This window comes from Mycoplasma sp. 3398, from assembly GCF_053851555.1.
In genome coordinates, this window is the sequence record NZ_JBSQAW010000002.1 from 37,115 (window position 1) to 56,510 (window position 19,396).

At 27.7% G+C, this 19,396-nt stretch carries 21 protein-coding genes and 2 tRNA genes; 5 read left to right on the forward strand and 18 right to left on the reverse strand.

The features are described 5' to 3' along the window. The first annotated feature begins 107 nt into the window (after positions 1–107). Genes ACWXVK_RS01015 through recU form a run of 3 tightly spaced genes read left to right on the forward strand, consistent with a single transcriptional unit; the run spans position 108 to position 3,630 of the window. Positions 108–959: an MAGa7180 family putative nuclease gene (locus ACWXVK_RS01015; RefSeq protein WP_438340779.1), complete on the forward strand. Its 852-nt coding sequence runs from the start codon at positions 108–110 to the stop codon at positions 957–959. Next, entirely contained in the window at positions 949–3,075 is a 2,127-nt protein-coding gene (locus ACWXVK_RS01020) for a UU173 family protein (RefSeq protein WP_456016965.1), read from the forward strand. Before ACWXVK_RS01015 ends, ACWXVK_RS01020 begins: the two co-directional genes overlap by 11 nt. Before the next feature lie 51 nt (positions 3,076–3,126). Next, a complete protein-coding gene (recU, locus tag ACWXVK_RS01025; protein ID WP_438340781.1) occupies positions 3,127–3,630 on the forward strand; it encodes a Holliday junction resolvase RecU in 504 nt (167 codons plus the stop codon). On the opposite strand, the gene ACWXVK_RS01030 is transcribed toward recU, so the two are convergent. The 10 genes from ACWXVK_RS01030 to prfA form a co-directional block, all read right to left on the reverse strand. After that, positions 3,620–3,916 (reverse strand): HU family DNA-binding protein, encoded by a 297-nt coding sequence (locus tag ACWXVK_RS01030; RefSeq protein ID WP_438340782.1) that lies wholly within the window; start codon positions 3,914–3,916, stop codon positions 3,620–3,622. The two genes, recU and ACWXVK_RS01030, sit on opposite strands and share 11 nt — an antisense overlap. A 29-nt stretch (positions 3,917–3,945) precedes the next feature. After that, complete coding sequence (locus ACWXVK_RS01035; RefSeq protein ID WP_456016967.1) at positions 3,946–4,920, reverse strand: NAD(P)H-dependent glycerol-3-phosphate dehydrogenase; 975 nt, start codon at positions 4,918–4,920, stop codon at positions 3,946–3,948. A 2-nt stretch (positions 4,921–4,922) separates the two neighbouring features. Continuing rightward, positions 4,923–6,239 carry a ribosome biogenesis GTPase Der gene (gene der, locus ACWXVK_RS01040; protein ID WP_438340784.1) on the reverse strand — a complete coding sequence of 439 codons (1,317 nt, stop codon included), beginning with the start codon at positions 6,237–6,239 and terminating at the stop codon, positions 4,923–4,925. Next, positions 6,239–6,907: a (d)CMP kinase gene (gene cmk / locus ACWXVK_RS01045; protein ID WP_456016969.1), complete on the reverse strand. Its 669-nt coding sequence runs from the start codon at positions 6,905–6,907 to the stop codon at positions 6,239–6,241. Before cmk ends, der begins: the two co-directional genes overlap by 1 nt. Then, positions 6,907–7,197, reverse strand: a complete 291-nt coding sequence (locus tag ACWXVK_RS01050) for a hypothetical protein (RefSeq protein WP_438340786.1) — start codon at positions 7,195–7,197, stop codon at positions 6,907–6,909. The genes cmk and ACWXVK_RS01050 overlap by 1 nt, the downstream gene beginning before the upstream one ends. Before the next feature lie 3 nt (positions 7,198–7,200). Beyond that, entirely contained in the window at positions 7,201–8,310 is a 1,110-nt protein-coding gene (locus ACWXVK_RS01055; RefSeq protein WP_438340787.1) for a hypothetical protein, read from the reverse strand. Positions 8,311–8,391: 81 nt separating this feature from the next. Beyond that, positions 8,392–10,233 (reverse strand): type I DNA topoisomerase, encoded by a 1,842-nt coding sequence (gene topA / locus ACWXVK_RS01060; protein ID WP_438340788.1) that lies wholly within the window; start codon positions 10,231–10,233, stop codon positions 8,392–8,394. A gap of 90 nt (positions 10,234–10,323) precedes the next feature. After that, positions 10,324–11,430: a molecular chaperone DnaJ gene (gene dnaJ / locus ACWXVK_RS01065; RefSeq protein ID WP_456016971.1), complete on the reverse strand. Its 1,107-nt coding sequence runs from the start codon at positions 11,428–11,430 to the stop codon at positions 10,324–10,326. Between the two features lie 35 nt (positions 11,431–11,465). Continuing rightward, positions 11,466–12,176, reverse strand: coding sequence for a peptide chain release factor N(5)-glutamine methyltransferase (locus tag ACWXVK_RS01070; protein ID WP_438340790.1), 711 nt, complete (start codon positions 12,174–12,176; stop codon positions 11,466–11,468). Further along, positions 12,176–13,255 (reverse strand): peptide chain release factor 1, encoded by a 1,080-nt coding sequence (gene prfA / locus ACWXVK_RS01075; protein ID WP_444705103.1) that lies wholly within the window; start codon positions 13,253–13,255, stop codon positions 12,176–12,178. The genes ACWXVK_RS01070 and prfA overlap by 1 nt, the downstream gene beginning before the upstream one ends. Positions 13,256–13,350: 95 nt before the next feature. Between prfA and ACWXVK_RS01080 the strand changes: the two genes are divergently transcribed. After that, positions 13,351–13,425: transfer RNA gene (locus ACWXVK_RS01080), tRNA-Thr, on the forward strand. Positions 13,426–13,526: 101 nt separating this feature from the next. On the opposite strand, the gene ACWXVK_RS01085 is transcribed toward ACWXVK_RS01080, so the two are convergent. From ACWXVK_RS01085 to ACWXVK_RS01105, 5 genes are all read right to left on the reverse strand, one after another. After that, a tRNA-Trp gene (locus ACWXVK_RS01085) sits at positions 13,527–13,601 on the reverse strand. Positions 13,602–13,637: 36 nt separating this feature from the next. Beyond that, entirely contained in the window at positions 13,638–13,862 is a 225-nt protein-coding gene (locus ACWXVK_RS01090) for a phosphopantetheine-binding protein (protein WP_438340792.1), read from the reverse strand. An 8-nt stretch (positions 13,863–13,870) separates the two neighbouring features. After that, positions 13,871–14,416 (reverse strand): MHO_1590 family protein, encoded by a 546-nt coding sequence (locus tag ACWXVK_RS01095; RefSeq protein ID WP_438340793.1) that lies wholly within the window; start codon positions 14,414–14,416, stop codon positions 13,871–13,873. Next, positions 14,416–15,549, reverse strand: a complete 1,134-nt coding sequence (locus ACWXVK_RS01100) for an MHO_1580 family protein (RefSeq protein ID WP_456016973.1) — start codon at positions 15,547–15,549, stop codon at positions 14,416–14,418. Before ACWXVK_RS01100 ends, ACWXVK_RS01095 begins: the two co-directional genes overlap by 1 nt. Then, positions 15,533–15,841 carry an MG284/MPN403 family protein gene (locus tag ACWXVK_RS01105; RefSeq protein WP_438340795.1) on the reverse strand — a complete coding sequence of 103 codons (309 nt, stop codon included), beginning with the start codon at positions 15,839–15,841 and terminating at the stop codon, positions 15,533–15,535. The genes ACWXVK_RS01100 and ACWXVK_RS01105 overlap by 17 nt, the downstream gene beginning before the upstream one ends. Before the next feature lie 124 nt (positions 15,842–15,965). Between ACWXVK_RS01105 and ACWXVK_RS01110 the strand changes: the two genes are divergently transcribed. Then, on the forward strand, positions 15,966–16,673 hold the full coding sequence (locus ACWXVK_RS01110) for a pseudouridine synthase (protein WP_438340796.1): 708 nt from the start codon (positions 15,966–15,968) through the stop codon (positions 16,671–16,673). Positions 16,674–16,689: 16 nt separating this feature from the next. On the opposite strand, the gene ACWXVK_RS01115 is transcribed toward ACWXVK_RS01110, so the two are convergent. Genes ACWXVK_RS01115 through efp form a run of 3 tightly spaced genes read right to left on the reverse strand, consistent with a single transcriptional unit; the run spans position 16,690 to position 19,392 of the window. Further along, entirely contained in the window at positions 16,690–18,531 is a 1,842-nt protein-coding gene (locus ACWXVK_RS01115) for a hypothetical protein (RefSeq protein WP_456016975.1), read from the reverse strand. Continuing rightward, positions 18,524–18,835: an MMB_0454 family protein gene (locus ACWXVK_RS01120; protein ID WP_438340798.1), complete on the reverse strand. Its 312-nt coding sequence runs from the start codon at positions 18,833–18,835 to the stop codon at positions 18,524–18,526. The genes ACWXVK_RS01115 and ACWXVK_RS01120 overlap by 8 nt, the downstream gene beginning before the upstream one ends. Then, on the reverse strand, positions 18,835–19,392 hold the full coding sequence (efp, locus tag ACWXVK_RS01125) for an elongation factor P (protein WP_438340799.1): 558 nt from the start codon (positions 19,390–19,392) through the stop codon (positions 18,835–18,837). The genes ACWXVK_RS01120 and efp overlap by 1 nt, the downstream gene beginning before the upstream one ends. Positions 19,393–19,396 lie beyond the last annotated feature (4 nt).

Consider the following 19,396-nt stretch of genomic DNA (forward strand, 5'->3'; position numbering starts at 1 on the left):
TTTTTAAAAAAATTCAAATATAGTTAACATAATACTTAGTAAAATTAATAAATAATAACTTAAATGTATTTATTTTTATTTTTTTTAAGTATAAGTGAGGTAAATAAATGAATGAAGAAAAGAAAATAATTATTCCCAACCGCTTGCATTATAACGGCAATCAATATGTAGTTGATCATGAAACAAAAACAGTTAAATTAACTGCTGAATACCATAAAAACTTATTATCAAAAAAACCTGGTGAATTTGGCGGTTTTAGAAAAATAACTGGTTCAGCTCTTGGAGATATTTTAAAACTAACTCAGTTTAATAGCCCTTTTGCTGCATTTGCGAGAATAGCTAATTTTAGATTTCCAGTATTGGATCCGAAATATGTAAATGCCGGAGTTATTCTAGAACCTAAAATTCTTGAAAAAATTGAAAAATCATTCAATTTACCTATTCAACGGTTCCCTGCCGAAAAGTTTAACTATGATTATTTCAAAAATAATGTTTTTTTTGGCGGATTACCAGATGGCTATATTGCTGAAAAGAAGATGATTATTGAAATAAAAACCGTCGGAAGCAAAAAACTTGAATCTTGGAAACAAGGTATGATTAATGTTGCTTATTTAAAACAAGCACAATTATATTCGTATTTGATGGGGGCCAAACATTTTGCAATTATTGCTTGTTTTTTAGAAGAAGAAGATTACAAAGACCCTAATTTAGTTGACATAAATAATCGAGTTGTTAAGGGTTGACCTTTTGAGGTAAATGAAGAACAGGTCTTGGATGATATGGCAGCATGCAAAAAATGATATGATAAATACACAAAATTAGGTATTAGTCCTACTTGAAATAATAGTATAGATGTTGATATTGTAAAATATTTAGAATGTAAGAATTATGATGAATGAAAAAAATTATATCTAGAGTGAGTTAATGAAGGCAAGGCTGTGGCAGAGTATGAAAAATAAGGTAAGATATTCATTTAGCGATTTTTTAGTTGCTAATACTACACACCCATGGTTAGTATTTAATAGCATTGATGGCAATTTAGATTCAAGCCATGAAATTTTTGCAGGTAATTTTAATTTTGATTTAGAGGACGATAATGATTCTAGTGTCAATCATGAACTTATTAACTTTTATTTTGATAAAATAGACAATATTTCAAACGAGTTTGCGTCTAAATATTTAGATAAGGAAAAGCAAGACTATATCCAAGAACTCGACACCCTGGAAAAAATAGATTTTTTAAAGGAAACAGTTCGTAATAATCATGAATTAATTAATAACACAGTTGATGAAGATGTATATAAAAATTTAAATTTTCTTTTTTCCATTTTTACAACAGTTAATATTCTTTCCTCGGGCTTAGATACCGTTTATGATCAGGCAATTGATTTTTTAGTTGATTTTTATAAAGAAAGATATCATATAAAGGACGAAGAAATCAAATATATATCATTGAAGCAAAAGCAGGATGATGTATTGGCCGATACAATTAAATCAATAAATGAAAATTATCGCTTGATTATAAACCCAGCCTTTGAATATCAATCTTGTTATGCAAAAGTTGCTTTCTATGATACAAAATTAAAACATTTTGGTGATTTAATTTATTCGCAAAAAACGAATAGAAAAAATCTATTAAAGGCATATTGAAATTATAATATCATCACCAAATCACTAAATAGTGATATTAATGAGATATTTTTGTTAAAACCTAGATATCAAAAGAAAAAGAATGTAAGAAAAAATATTCTAAAGTTCAATCTATCAAAATATTGTTCTCCAAATAAAGGCGGCGTAGATATTAAACCTAATGATAAAGTCTTATTATCTGAGGATGAAGTTGAAGCTAAATATATTTGTGATCCTAATTTTGCATATACAAAACCAGTAAGATCAAAAAAAACAAATAATTTATCAATCATTGACCATGTTAAAGGTGAATTGATTTCCGCTGGATACGATTTTAATGAGAAAAGATTGGCAAATATTGAAGAGCACGCAAAAAATATAAGTGATTATACGTGTTCATTTAAAGAGTTTATTTATTTAATTAATAATAGAGATTCGCTACAAATGGATTGAACTTTAACTAAGGATGATTTCATTGACAATTTTAATTCGAATATTTTCTTTTATAAATTAGTTGAAAAACAGTTCCCTAAATATAAATTTGGAAGCAAAAAAATATTAAAGCTAATTTCCGGTTTAAATAATGATGTTGATTTACTAACAAAAAGAACTGTTAGTGAATTTTATGATAATAATCTTATTTCTATAAATCCAGAAATACAAAGCATTTATGAGTATAATGTAATAACGGATAAGAATGCCAAGATTGCTTGGTTTGATTTTGAAGGTGTAACATTACCTACTCCAATGCTCGATTATTTGCCAGCATGAAATCAAGTAATATCTCAAACATCAATTGTAAAGACGCAGAATGATGAAATTTATGAAAGTAATGATTATGTTTATGATCCTTTAACTTTTGATATCAATACATATAAAAAAATTATCGATGATTTATATGACCAAGAAATTTCATATTATATTATTTACAATATAAATTATGAGAAGAGCAGATTACTTGAAATAAAAGAGTCGCTTCATATTTATTGTTTACAAAATAAATTAGACGAGATTCAATTTAATGAATATGCAAAAAAAATCGATTTTATTGTAAACCGTCTTGTTGACATATGCAATTTTTTTTCTGGACGAAAACAGAAAATTTTTGTTGTAGATAGAATGATAAATCTAGGATATATTAATGGATCATATTCAATAAAAAAGATTGAATATTTTGTAACAAATAATAATTTAAATAAACATTTAAAATATAATATCACTCCATATTCAAAACTTAATGTTAAAAATGGTTCGGAGGCGCTAACAATTGCTACGACAAGAGCCCTAAATCTTATTAAGGATAATGAATGAAACCGAAAAATTAAAGATCTAAAAATTTATTGTCATAATGATGTTATGGCAATGTTAATGGCTGCAGAACTGGTTAAGTATTTGTTAAAAAATAAGGACGAATATTTTGAGAATTTTTATAAATACAATAAATAATTAGAGAAAAAACAAGGAAAAATTTTATTGTTTTTTTGTTGTAATTCTAACATGAAAGCTAATTTCAAAAATCGCGGTATGTTATTAGAAACAATCATCAATCAAACGAGAGAGTTTTATTTTAAGAATAGCATTTGTATTATCCATAAGAAGAATCTTGATATTACTTTTAAATCTGTTCAATTGCATGATAAAAAGTTGAAACTAGATAATGCAATAATCAGCAGCAAAAGCTCTGTTGATTATTATGGAATATATAAAGGAAGGTTTTTGGCATTTGAGGCCAAAAGCACTGAATCGGATGTTTTACCTTTTAATAATATTAAACAGCATCAAATTGAATACCTTGATCTTATTAAAAAGCATAATGGTATTGCTTTTTGAATAATTTATTTTAAGCCTAAAAATTTATTTTTGTTAATTGAACATCATATTTTGCAGGAAAAATTTAAAACAAAAAAAGCCCTTCACTATGAAGAAGCCTTGTGTTGAGGAAAAAAATTATCATTATCTTTTCCTGGAATATTGAACATAGTTGAGAATATTACTTTTTAATTTTTTGATATATTTCATCAACTTTTGATTTTAAAACATCTGAAAACTTAAATCTTGGGTCCATTTTTGAAGGAACTTCAATTTCCTCTTTTGTAATGTTATGCTGTTGGGTTTTTGCAGCTACATATTTGGAGGAAAAAACGCCGAAACCTGAAATAGTTATTTGTCTTGAATTAGCTAACTCTTCAATAATGATATCGACAACTTGATCAAAAATTGATTCAACCATTGCTTGTTGAAAGCCCGTTTCTTCCGATGTTTTTTTAATTAATTCTCTCTTTGTCATTATTCAGACTCCTTAATTTAATAAATAGTTTAAACCCTTTTAATTAAGCTATTAATAATAATTTGGGGATTTTCTTTATTATATACTATTTTGTAAATTCCTTCTATTAATGGTAAATTTAGTTTATTTTTAGATATATTTTGATGATAAATATATTTTAGGGCATATAACCCTTCGACGGTTGTTTGGCTATCATCTATTTTATTTTTTAGGAAGTTTAAACCATATTGGTAGTTTCTTGATTTTTCTGATAATCCTGTAAGAATTAAGTCGCCTAAGCCGCATAAATCATATATTGTTTCGGTTTTAGCGCCTAAAAATTTTCCATATTTTACCATTTCTTTTAATCCCATAGTTAATAGCGCTGCCTGTGTATTGGTCGAATATCCTAATGATGCGATTATGCCTGATGCTATTGCTAGTATATTTTTATATATTGAGCCTATTTCAGCGCCAATAACATCATCAATAGCCGAAACTGCAAATCAGTCATTTGTGAATATTGTTTTAACTTCATTAGCTTTATTTATATCCTTTGAAACGACATTGACAATTGTTATGTGTTTATTTATTATATCAATAGCAAAGGAAGGACCGATTAATGAAGTTATGCCTTTGATGTTTATGTTATCTTTTGCCATTTCAGCCATTTTGTTATGTACAAAACTGTTTGTATTAGGCCAAAACCCTTTTATTACATTAATAATTGTTACGTCGTTTTTGATTAATTTTATTAATTCTTCAAAAACAGGTGGAATAAATCTTGAAGGTATTGCTATGATGATAAATTCAACATTTTCTATTGCCTTTTCAAGGATTTTTGTTGTTTTGAAATTGGCAATTAATTTATTATCAAAATATTTTTTATTAAAGCCCTTTTCAAGGTCCTGCAATTCATTATCATTGATGCCATAAAATATAACGTCATGTCCGTTTTCGGCTAAAACATTTCCACATGCAGTACCCATTGCCCCGCTACCAAGAATAGCTATTCTTTTTTTCATAATTATTTGTCCTCTTTTTTATTTTTATTTTTTAGTATAAGGGTAATAGGTGTTCCACTGAAATCAAAATTTTGCCTTATTTGGTTTTCTATATATCTTAAATACGTAAAGTGCGCACATTTTTCATCATTTACAAATAATAAAAAAGTTGGAATTTTTCCATCAATTTGTCTTGCAAAGGTTATTGATAATCTTTTACCCTTAATGGGTGAAGCAGGTTTTATCATTTGTGCAGTCATCATTACTGAATTCAATTGATTGGTAACTATTTTTCTAGAAATATTGTTTTTAATTTTAATTATTTCATCTTTTAGTTTGCTTATTCTGACTCTGTTCTTAGCGGATATAAAAACAATAGGTGCTCAATCTACAAATTTTAATTTCTTAGAAAGGTTTTTTTTGTAAATATCCATTGTATTGGTATCTTTTTCAATTAAATCTCATTTATTTACAATAATAATTAATGGTTTTTTTAAATCATAGGCAATCCCAATAATATTTTGGCTAAAATGACTAACTTCTTCTGTGGCGTCTAACATTAATAAACATAAATCAGCTTCTTGTATTGAATCTGTGGCTCGCATTAATGCATAGTGCTCGATGCTATTGGATAATTTACTTTTTCTTTTAATACCTGCTGTATCAATAATTTCAAATTCCTCATTTTCAATTTTTATTATTGAAGAGACAGAATCTCTAGTTGTTCCAGCAATATTCGACACAATAGAACGTTCCTCATTGGTAAGGGTGTTAAGTAGCGTGGATTTTCCGACATTAGGCGAGCCTAATATAGTAAGTTTAAAGTGATTTGTTTGTTTGTCATCATTAAAATTTAGATTTTTAACTATTTCATCTAGCAAATCGCCAACTCCATCGCCATGAATAGCGCTTATTGGAAAAATGCTTTGAAACCCCAATTTATATATTTGATTATCAAAAAATGTTTTTATATTTGATTCTAGCTTATTTAAAACAAGCAAAACTTTTTTGTTTGATTTTCTTAATAAACTGGCAACAAAAAAATCTTCTGATGTGATCGGTTCTCTACCATCAACTATGAAAACGATAATTTCAGATTCATTGATTGCTACTTCTGCTTGTTTTTTAATTTGCTCTTTAAAGTCTTCGTTTTCTTGTGTTATTCCTCCGGTATCAATAATATTAAAATCATATCCAGACCATTTTGCGCTATGATAAATTCTATCTCTAGTAACTCCAGGAGTATCATAAACAATTGATTTTCTTTTATCAATTATTTTGTTAAAAAGAGTTGATTTTCCGACATTAGGCTTTCCTATTAACGCTATTGTATTTTTCATTAGTTTAACCTCTTCTTAACCTCTTTTAGCATTACTAAAAAGTTTTCATCCACACTCATATTTGTTGAGTCAATCCTTATACTGCCTTCACTTTCTATTAATGGATCTATATCACGGTTTGTATCATTTTCATCTCTTATTTTAATTGATTCTAAAATCTCATCATATTTGGACTCTATACCAAGTAAATTATTTTGCTTTAAACGGCGATGAGCTCTAACTTCTGGTGTGGCTCATAAGAAGAATTTTGCTTCTGCATCTGGAAGAATACGGTAAGTAGCATCTCTTCCATCGACAATTATTCCCTTTTCTTGTGCGCCTTTTTTTTGAATGAATGTGTTAACTTTTAAACGTACAGATTGATATTTGGCAATTGCTGATGCATACAAAGAAACTCTATCCTCACGAATTTTTAGGGTAATATCTTCTCCTCTTAGAAAAATTTTTTCATCTTTTGTTATGAATAAGTCCTCAAAATTTCATGCTTTATTAATTTCTGATTCGTTATTAGAATCAATGTCATTTAATATAGCATTATATGCAATAGCACGATATAAATTTCCGCTACTTATAAAAATGTAATTTAACTCACTAGCCAGCATTCTGGCCATAACAGTTTTGCCTACGCCGCTAGGTCCATCTATTGCGATATTAATTTTATTTTTCATTACTTATTTTCCTTCCTAAAGTCTTTTATGAGTTTTTCTAGTTGTTTATCAGTTTTTAGTTTGATAGGTTTAAATTTTTCTTGGATTGGTTGTTTTTTTAGCAAATAGATTAAATTTTTGATTAATAGTGTGATATCATCAGATTGATTATTATTTAATTTATTAAGCAAATCGTTTTGGTCGATGTCAAGGTTATATTTTTGCGCTACTTTAATTAGTTTTATTGCGACTTGATGATCGCTTTTGATGATGGCCTTTAAATTCTTATAATTTTCCTTATCCTTACTCATATTTTAAACATCCAAGGTGAAAATTTTTATTTCATTATTGCTTTTAATTTTTTTGTTATTAATATTAACAAACTGATATTTGATGGTCAATTCATTAACACCTTTTTTCGGATTTCATAAAACATATTGGTCATTATCTTTTTCTTTAAACGGAACAATTTTAAAAGTTTTCTTTGGATATATATCTTGTGCAGCGTTAGTTTCATTTATCGCCTTAACAAATCATGAAAAAATTTCTTCTTGAAAATTATTGGCCTTGAAGATTTTATCTACTTCCTGTTTTAAGTTATTAATTTTAATTTTTAAATCTTCTAATTCCTGCATTTCCAAAGGAGTTTTTGATTCTTTTTCATTAATGTCTTTTCGTTTTTCTTCATATTTCAGAATTTTTTCTTTAATTTTTTTGTTTATCTCATCATATTTGCTTACAATCTTTTCGGCTTCTTTTTTAATTTTTGGTCATTCTTTTGAAAATTCTGTGCCTTGATGTGTTTTTAAGGTATTTGATAAAAAAGTTACAACTTGGCTTGATTTATAATAGTATTTTGATTCAGGGGTGGATTTTATTTTATTTGTTTCAAAAACTCCACTTGCATATTCATAATTTAAAAAAACTTCATAATGAATTCTAAGGTCAAAAGGGTTATTTTGAATTCTTTCAACATCTGTAAAATGAAAATCTAAAAACTTTGATTTTTCAAAATCGAGGATAATATTAATTTTGTTTTTTAAAAATTTATCCGCGTCAAATGGTTTTGGCCGATTATTGAGGATTTTTCTTTGTTCAAAAGTAAGTTTGCTCTTGTTCATTTTAATAATATCTTTATAAGTGTTATCAAAATCTTTAGTTCGGATTTCTGCAAGTTTTTGTTGATTTTTAAAATCTTCATACAAATTCTTAGCTTGCAACGATCCTATGATATTTTTTTCTAAGAGAATTTCCTTGGCTTTATTATTGAATTTATCAATTGACCAAAATTCTTTTTGAATTGTTTGACTATTTTTAACAATATAATATATAGCACCTGCTACTGCAGATAGCGTGACAGTTGGTATTACAAAAAGTGTTCAAAAGTCTGATTTTCCCCTAGCTTTCTTTTGCCTATTTTTCATGATTAATATTTTACATATTAATATTTTTTTTAAATAAAATAAAAATAAAATACAAAGTATTTTACGAACTTATGTATTTTATTATTTTTTTGCTTTTTTTCTTCTGTAGAATTTTTTTACAGGATTATCAATGTTCTTAATAAAATTGCATTTAGGAAAAGCAGAGCAACCAATAAATTTTTGTTTAGTTAGTTTTGTATAGCGATAAACGAGTTCTGCATTGCATAAAGGGCAGCTTTCATTAGGTTTGGCTGGCTCCAAAATGGTAACATTTAATTGATCCTTTATATCTTCATAGCGTTCATTGAAACTATCTCAGAATTTTTTCATTAAAGTTTTGTATTCTTCTTTTCCTTCTGAAATTAAGTCTAATTTTTCCTCAACCTTAGCTGTATATTCTTCATTAATAGTTCTTGGGAAACTTGTTAAAAGTTTTTCAAGAACAACCTTTCCGAATTCTGTGGGTACTAGATGTCCGTCAATTGGTTCAACAAATATTCTTTGTTTTAATACTTTTATTGTTGAAGCAAATGTTGAAGGCCTTCCAACTTTAATATCATCAAGTTTTTTAATTAATGAACCTTCACTATAACGTGCAGGCGGTAATGTTTTTTTGTCCTCTTTAATAAAATCTTTTGCCTTGATGATATCGCCAATTTTAATATTTGGAATATTAATTAATGACTCTTTGCCTGAATAAATATAATAACCGTCAAAAAGTATTCTACTATACGACATTCTAAAATTATTGTTCCCGTTATGTAAATTAAATCTTACAATTTCTTTTTCAGGACAGCTCATTAGTGACATTATTGTTTTATCATAAATCATCTTATATATTTCAAAATCGATATTGTTAAGATTATACTTTTGTAATGCTAATTCTGGTGTTAATTCAATGTATGTGGGTCTAATTGCTTCGTGAGCATCTTGAGCGCCAGAAAAACCTTTTATTTCTTTAGCTACATATTGGCTACCATATTGTTCAGTTATGTATTTACGAGCTTTTTTAACAAATGTTTCACTTAATCTAGTTGAATCAGTTCTGGGGTATGAAATTAACCCGTTTTCAAAAAGTTTTTGGGCTGATGATTGCACTGCCTGGGAATTGTGTTTTGCTTCCTTGTATAAAACTGATTGTTTAAAAGGTGTATAAGCTGATTCCTTGCGTTTAGAAACATTGATGTCATCAACAATTAGTTCATAGTTGCTATTTAATAATTCAAAAAGTATTTTTTCACCTTGTTCATTGGTTAACCAAGTATTATCTTCATATTTTTTGTCTTTTTTTAAGTACAAAGGAATGTTGACATCATTATCTATAATTGCTTCAATTTTTGAATAAATTATTGGATCAAATGTTTCAATTTCGCGCTCACGATCACAAACTAGTTTTAAAGCAATGGATTGCACTCTTCCTGCCGAAGGGTTAGTAGGAGCATTTTTTACTTTTTGCATCATTAATTGTGATAGTCTAAAGCCTATAATTCTATCTAGCATCCTTCTTGACTTTTGTGCTCTTACAAGGTTTTCGTCTATTTCAGAAGGATTTTCAACTGCTAATTTTATTGCTTCATCTGTAATTTCATTATATCTTATTCTTTTGTATTTATCTTTTAATTTTAAGGTTGAAATTAGATTACTTGCTATTGCTTCGCCTTCGCGATCGGGGTCAGTTGCAATTAGAACTTCGCTAGCATTTTTAGTTGCTTTTTTTAAATCTGAAATGGTTGACTTTTTCATTGGATCAGGAATCATCTCTGGTTCTCAATTTTCGAAATCTATTCCAAGATTATTTGTGCCTGATGTTGCCATTTTTAAAATATGCCCTGAACTAGCAATAACTTTAATTTGATCACCAACAATTTTTTGAATTGTTTTAATTTTATTTGGTGATTCGACAATCATTATTTTTTCTGACATAAGCTAAGCCTCTCTTCTGAGTAAAATATTTTAAAATGTTATCAAAAATAATAGCACAATTTTATTTTAAAAAACGAATTAAAAAAACGATTAGAATTTTTTTAATCATTCTTCTCGTTTTGTATCACTTGTATTTTTAAATATTTCCTTAATTTGAGAATTATCGCTCTTGCTTAATTTAGGAACATATAAATCAAATTTAATGAATAAATCGCCCTTGGAACTAGAATTTTTATATGGGTATCCGCAATTTTTGATTTTAAATGGTTCATTTATTTTAATGCTATGGTCTAACTTAATTTTTTTTGTTCCGTATGGTGTTGGAACATTAATTTCCTCTTCGAGTAATAAGCTCTTAATTGATAAAGGCATTTCAATGTAAAGATCATTATTTATTTTTTTGTATTTTTTGCTACGTTTAATAGCGAATACTATATATAAATCTCCAATATTATTTCCGTTTGATGAAGGTTTTCCAAAACCAACAATTCTAATTGTATCCCCATCCTCAATCCCAACCGGAATATTTATCTTTTGAATAGTCTTTGAATTTACTGTTTTTTTGCCGTGGCATTGATGGCATATCTTATTTATTTTCTTGCCCAATCCTAAACATACTGGACATGGCTTTATGGTAGTAAATATTGCAACTCTTTGTTGTATTTTTCCAGAACCATGGCAATTATTACATAAAATTACATCAGAAGGGGTGTCTGCACCGCTGCCCTTACAATGACCGCAAACATCATATTTATCTAGGTTAAGATCAATTGTTTTTCCATATAGTGCATCTTCAAAATCAATGTTTAATATTAGTTGTAGATCTTGACCTCTTTGATGGTTTGATTCATCAAAATTTGAAAATGATCCAAAAATATCCCCAAAGATATCAGCACCAGAAAAACCTCCGCCAAAACCCTCAAAAAAACTACGGAAAATATCCTCCGAATCCCCGAATTGATATCCATTAGCATCAAATGCGTTATGACCAAATTTATCATATTTTGCTCTTTTATTTGTGTCTGATAAAATTTCATATGCTTCTGATATTTCTTTAAATTTTTCTTCAGCATCAGCATTTTTGTTTTTGTCTGGATGATATTGCATTGCCAATTTACGGTAGGCAGCTTTGATTTCCTTTTCAGTCGCACTTTTATTTATGCCTAAAACTTCATAATAGTCTCTTTTATTCATCATAATAATAAAATTTTAGCACATTTTTAATTAGAGTGCTATTTTTTAAGGTCATCATATTTTAGAATTGCAATTCTAAAATTTTTATTAATATCTTTTTTAAATGTAACATTAGAATATTCCTTTTCGATTCATTCTTTAGCATAATCATCAATTTCAAGAATTAAGTAACCATTATTTTTTAAGAAATTCGGTGCTTCTTTTGTAATTTTTTTATAAAAAAATAATCCATTATCCTTGGCAAATAGCGCTTGCTTTGGTTCTCATTTTAAAGAAGAAGAAAATAAATGTTTCTTATTTAAATAGGGTGGGTTGGAGATAATTAAATCAAATTTTTTGTTTATTTTTTTAAATAAATTACTTCTTATAATATTGTATTTTGATAGATTATTAATTTTTGCATTTAATTTAGTTTGTTTGATTGCTTGTCTTGAAATATCTGATAATGTTACATTACATCCTATATTTTTGCAAATAGCAAGACCAATAAAACCTGAACCGCAGCATAAATCTAGGACATCAGAATATTTGCTAATGTAATTATATGATTCGATGATAACCTCTTCTGTTTCGTATCGTGGAATTAATACATTATATCTAATATCGATATGGATATTTTGCATTGTTTGATATCCGATAATTTTTTGTACCGGATAGTCCTTTTTTAATAATTTTTCTTCCTTTTTTGAAACAAAAAGAGGTAGCTCATATCTTCTTTTTTCTTGTAGCAATACCTCTTTTTTAATCATTATAAACCTGCTTCTTTTATTTTGTGAGCTTTTTCATCAGCAATTAGCGCCTCAATAATTTTTTTCAAATCACCTTCCATAACTATTTTTAAGGAAGTTGAAAACCCGATTCTATGATCTGTAACCCGATCTTGTGGATAGTTGTAAGTTCTAATTTTTTCACTTCTTTCTCCGGTACCCGCAAGTTTTCGAAGTCCACTTTCTTCTTCTTCGCGCTTTTGAACTTCTAGTTCATAAAGTCTACTTTTTAATACTTTTAAAGCAGTTTCTTTATTTTGGATTTGACTTCTTTCATCCTGTGATGTAACTACTATTCCAGATGGTTTGTGTGTAATTCTAACTGCAGAGTCCGTTGTGTTAACTGACTGGCCTCCTGCTCCTGAAGATCTAAACACATCAATCTCGATTTCATCAGGCTTAATTTCGATATGAACGTCATCATCTACTTCAGGTAAAACCGTAACTGTCGCTGTTGAAGTATGAACTCTTCCCTGTGTTTCGGTTAATGGTACTCTTTGTACTCGATGAACTCCTCTTTCGAATTTCATTTTTGAAAACACTTTTTCACCCTTTATACTAAAAACTATCTGACTATATCCACCTGCTGAACCGTATGTGTAATCAATAATTTTTATTTTAAATCCCATTTCTTCACAAAATTTTTGGTACATTCTAAACAAATCACCTGAAAAAATATTGGCCTCATCGCCGCCAGCAGCCCCGCGAATTTCCACAATAACATCTCTTTCATCGTTTTCATCGACGGGCAATAGTAATTCTTTTATTGTTTCTTCGAGTTCATGCATCTGTTCTATTTGTCTATTAATATCATTTCTTGCTAATTCAATCAATTCAGCATCTTTTTCATTGTTAATAATATCTTTTGATAATAAGTATAGTTCTTCAATATCTTGGTATTTTTTGAATGATACATAGATATCTTCAATGCTTGCTTTTTCTTTAGATATTTTTGTGTATTGTTTGATGTTGTTATAGATTTCAGGATCGTTTAGTTTTTGCTCTAATTCCAGGAATTGCTTCTTTATTGAGCATAGAGATTCATACATTGTTTTTTCCATAGTAATAAAAGTATATTTTAAATTACTATAATTTGCGTCAAATTTATTAAAAATAATATGCATTTTTTTATATAATTATTAGCGTATTAAATATTGCCGTCATAGCTCAGGGGCAGAGCACTTCCATGGTAAGGAAGGGGTCGCTGGTTCAATTCCAGTTGACGGCACCATATGTTTAATTGCCAAAAGCCAATTCAATTGGCTTTTATTTTGCTTTTTGTAGAAAAATAGAACAACCTTAGTTGTTCTATTAAAACATTTATTAATGATATGGCACGGGTAGCAAGACTCGAACTCACAACACACGGGGTTGAAGCCCGTTGTTCTACCATTGAACTATACCCGTATAAGAAACGCTCATAGAATATTATACATTTTTTTTCTATTTTGTATATTTTTGCTCTATTATGTAAATAATATCACCAATGGTTTTTAATTTTATTAGTTCTTCGTCTTTTATTTCTATTTTTAGTTTTACTTCAATATCTGAAACTAATAGAACCAGATCTAAACTATCGATATCAAGATCCTTAATTAATGTTTCGTTATTAAAAATTTTTTTTGTATGTTTTTTAAGTTCGTTAAATACTAATTCTTTAAAATTCATAAATATTATTATAACTTATTTGTATTTATCTTGTATGTTACAACACTTTTTTCTTTTTCACTGCTCCATTTAAAAGTTATTAACAAATTTTGGTCATCAATTTGTTTGTAAGCATATTCAACTTCGCCTTCAGTTACAAGCATTCTATTTATGATGTCTTTTATGATATAAACTATCATGTCTTCATCAATTCAAGCCTGCCCGTTTCTATAGTTTAATTTGTCATAATAGTCACTGCTCTTTATATTAGGGAAAACATCATTTCAATTAATATTTTTCTTTTCCTGTGGTTCTATGTATGAATCTTCTTTATGGTCATTTTGTTCCAATTCATTCTCTTTATTTTTTAAATCTTTTTGTTGTTGGCTTTTTTTAATTGATAGTTTATTAGTTTTGTCGTTTAATTTTTCTTTTTGAATAGTATCGACTTGGCTACTTTCTTTTTCTTTGTTTTTTTGTTGTAATACTACAAATGCTGTCGCCAACCCAGCACAACCACCAATCGCTATTGTTAATGATGTTCATAATAATAATTTTTTACTTTTTTCACTCATTATTTACCTCCTATTTGTTCTATTGATTGCAAAGAGTTTGCCATTTTGATTACGTCTGCAAAATTATCATATTTAATTTTGTGCCATTTTTCATCTGTAAGTCAACCTTTAATTGATCTTGTATTCATTCTTATTAATCCATTGTTGATATCAAAAAAAGGTTTTTCAATTTCCTGTGAATAACTCATTTTAAAGGACTTTAAATTTTTGCCTATATCAAGGTTAATTTCATAACCATATGTTCCCTTGTATTTTAATGGTATTAGAATCCCTAATTTTGCATTAAGGTTTTGATTATTTACCATAACAGTATCTGAAAATTTATCATAATAAGAATATGTATCTATAACTAAGTCTGCATTATTAAAATTATGATAGCTAAGCTTAGTATCATACTTATTTTTTGCGTAGTCATAAATGTTTGCAGATGAAAATGTTAAATCATAAATATCGCTATTATCTAGAATGTATTCTTCATTAGTCTCTTGGTCGCTTTTGGCAATTTTTAGTGATAATAGTTTGATGTTATGAATTCCTTGTTTTAAATTGTTGGTATTAAAGAATAAATTCAAATATTTTGTTTTGAATTTATGGTTAATTATGTTCTTATTAATGCGGTCCGGTAGTGATTTTATTTCAATCTCACTTAATACATTTATGGCCTTCGTATTATTTAGATTTATATTTTTAGATCTTGGATTGTTTTTAATTCAATAGGTAAATGCTTTTGCTTGATATCATAAATTTTTCACCTTATATTCAATTTCAAAATTGATATTTACTATGTCATTAAATTCCAATTTATTTTTAGAATCATTATCACTATTATAAGTTAGTATAAAATGACCACTATTATATTCATATTTTGGCTTGAATTCTATTATTTTATTATTAATTAGTCCATTAACTCTTATGGCCTCTATTTCTTTTAATGGATTTTTATGCTCAAATGTAATAATGAATTTATCACTTCTTATAATGCGTCTGATTTTAATTGTGGTTAATTCATTGAAACTATTTCAGTTTTCTAAATATTTTCTTTGTTTTGCATTTATGATATATTCTTCCATTCACTGTTCTTGCTTATTTTCTAATGAATGAAGTTTGGGGGTTTCATTAAAAGCAATAAACATAATCTATAAATAGGTCTACTAAATAATTTAATTTCTTATAATAAGCATTTTTAGATCAGTTTTCAAGATATCACGACGAATCACCATCTACTGTAATAAAATCATTAATGAAGATTTTTTTATAGTCCTCACTTAGCGAACTTATGAAAAAATCTAACAATCCTACATTCTTAGTATCTTTCATGTTGTTTTGTATTCTTTTAAGTTTTTGATTTAGGCAAAAATCAATTATAAAAGCTCGTTTTCTTTGCAAACTCATACTTTTAAGATTTTTAATTTTGTTTTCCAACATTTTTCCTCCTGCTTTAATTAAATTAGATAAATCAAAAAGATAAATAAAAAAGAAACTATGAACGCAAAATATTTATAATATAAATATATTTTTTTTAACGTGTTATTTGAAGGGTTTGTTAATTATGGAAAACAAGGTTAAATTGCAAAAAATGATTTCGGATTTTGGTTTTTGTTCGCGACGTGAGGCCGAAAAAATGATTATGCAAAAAAGAGTATTAGTTGATGGTCAAGTTGCAAAAATTGGTCAGAGAGTTGATGCTGAGGCTGTTATTAAAATAGATGGCGAGATCATCGAAAGAAGTGATAAAAAATTTTATATATTGCTTAATAAACCTCGAAACACCATTTGCACTTTAAGAGATCCGCAGGGTAGAAAAACTATTTATGAGTGAATGGGAATGGATAAATATTGCTATTCAATTGGAAGGCTTGATTTTAATACAACAGGAGTAATAATTATTTCTAACGATGGCAATTTTGCTAATATTTTGGCCCATCCTTCATCTAATATAGAAAGAGAATACATTGCAACATTGGAAAAGCCAATGAGTGAAAAAGATTTAAATTTTTTAAACTCTAATTTTGTAAAACTTAATGGTGTTTTTTCTAAACAAACAATAAAACATATCAAGGATTTAACCTACTCTATCGTTCTTAAAGAAGGTAGAAATCATCATGTGAAAAATCTTTTTTTATTAGTTAATAATTTTGTTAAAAAATTACACAGAAAAAGATATGGAGTTATTACAGATGATGGTTTAAGAGTTGGGGAACATAGGCATATTACGGCCTCTGAGTTGGAATGGTTTAAAAAAATTAAAAAAAGCTAGGTAGATATATAAGAACCTAGCTTTTGTTATTAATGATTAATTTTATATTTTTTTCAATATAATTAAAATCTGATTTAATTTTGTTGTTTGAGTTATTTATGTTGAGGTTATATTTAGCATATTTCATTCAACCTTCAGAAATATCTTTTGTGAATGTTATAGCCGTTTTTTTATCATAATTTAATTTTGCAATATTTTCATCATTTGATATTGAAATTAAATTCAAGTTATGTTTATTGGCAATTTTGAATGCAACCTGGAGATCGTTGCCTTTGGCTAAAAGGCAATATTTTGAATCATTTTTTAGTACATGATAAGACCCTGATAGAAATTTGTATTTTGAAGTTTTTTCACAATTTCAATTGCTATGAAAATTGGCTATAATGATTACGGGACCATTAAATTTATTAAGGTAATATTCAATAGAGCCCATCAATTCATTAAGATCGCCAGGATATAAAATTTTTATATTAGGAATTTGCAATAAAATACCTATTTGTTCCTCGTTTTGGTAATAAATATTAGAGTTTTCAACAGAATTTAAGTCATTTTTTAGAATATATAATACCTTTAGGTTATCACTAACAGATTTTTTGATTCCTTGAATTAACTTGTCTGTATTTGATAAGGAATCAATTATTATTGGTTTAAAATTTGAGTGTCCAAATATACCATTTGCAATTAAACTCATTGCCTCGTTTTTTAATCCTAATAGTAAAGAACGGCCATCTTTGTTGTTAAAATCAAAAACTCCGTTAGTTGATTTAATTCTTGTTATTGGATCTAGCGAAGAAGAAAGTAGGAAAGCGTTTTTGTATTTATCAAATATATTATTTAAGATAACAACCATATTAGAGTAGATATCGCCTGAATTTGATATAAAGTTATCATTTACATTTTCTTTTAGATCTTCTCCCAAGAATTCAATTAATTTATCTGAAGCAGTTCATTTATTAAATAAATCGTTATTATAATTAATAACTTTCTTATACTCATCTACCACTTCTTGATATTTCTCAAAAAAGTCACCACGCTTGAAGTTAGTTGTTTCTTTGAATTCCTCAATTTCATCTACTGTTAAATAATATTTATTATTGTAGTAGTTGTTAAAATTATTAACTGCTAATTCAACAATTGAACTTTTGATTTCGATAAGTGTTGGTTTTTTTGCTTTCTTAGCTTTCGATATTGCGTTTGCAATAGATTTATAATTAGCATCCTTTAAAATAATATAATTAAATCCATATGATTCATATGTTTTTCTAATGTCATTACTATTCTTTTTAGAATTAAAGTTATTTAATAATGTGTTTGAATCATATAGCACAATTAGTTTATTTAGTTTGATTGATCCTGCATATTGTAGAGCTTCAGTCGCAATGCTTGTTTCTAGATCTTTGCTTGAAGCAAAAACATATGTAAAGTGATTTATTTCAGAAAAATTACTTGATAGAAAGGCCTCAGCAACCGCAATACCAACAGCCTCTGCAATACCACAACCATGCTTGCCTGATGAAAAGTCAATACCAAGTTTGTTATTGCGTTTTAAATAGTTATGATATTTGCAACTTGGTTTATTAATGCTTTCAATTTCTTCCTTCGTAATAAGATTCATTAAATATAAAATTGTGTAATAGGTGGTATTTACATCCGGACACGAAACAATGAATCTATCTCTAGATATTCACTGGGGATTATTTATATCAAATTTATAATGAAAAGCAAAGAGTGCATGAAAAATCTTTGCAGCGCTAATATTAATTGCTACATTTGGATTTTTAGTATTTGCTATCTGAGCTAATGAATTAATTTTTATATTATCAATAGCTAAATTATTAATTCTTCTATTTTTAAACATTTTCAATTCCTTCAAAAACAATGTTAATATTGTTTGGTCTAACATTGATTAATGAATAAATTCTTTGTTCAAGCATGAATATTGCGTTCTTAGTTTCGAATGATAATATAGCTTCTTTTTTTAACTTGTAAGAAATAAAAATCTCAATATTATTTGTGCTATTTTTTATATTAATAATAGGTTTTTTTGTAAGAATTATTGAGTCTTGAGACTCAAAGAATTGATTTATTGCTTGATAAATAACATGTTCTTCAACCTTGAAGTCAAAATTCATTCTTGTGTTGACTGAGATAAAATTGCTCATTATGCTCTTCCTACATATTTACCAGTTTCAGTTGAAACCAAAATTGTTTCTCCTTCTTTGATGAATAGAGGAGTTTCGACTACATAACCGGTTTCCAAAGTAACTTTCTTTTGGGCGGCTTGAGCCGTGTTTCCTTTAACTGCATCTGGTGCTTCTGTTACTACTAATCCAACATTAGCTGGTAATTCAATATCCAAAACTTCTGATTCATATTTTCTAACAATAACTTTCATACCTTCTTTTAAAAAATTGACTTCTCATTTTATTGTTGATACAGGTATTTCTATTTGTTCGAATGTTTCTTGGTCCATTAGCACAATGTTATCTCCTGCATTGTATAGATAGTCCATTGATACCTTATCAATCATTGCTTTTTCTACTTTTTCACCACCAGTAAAAGATTTTACAGTTATCGATCCGGTTCTTAGATCTTTTGCCTTTGCTTTAACATTGGCTTGGCCTCTTCCTTGTTTTGAGTGTTGTGCTTCTAAAACAACATAAATATTACCGTCTAATTTAAAGGTTACACCCGGTTTTAGGTCATTAACATTTATCATAATT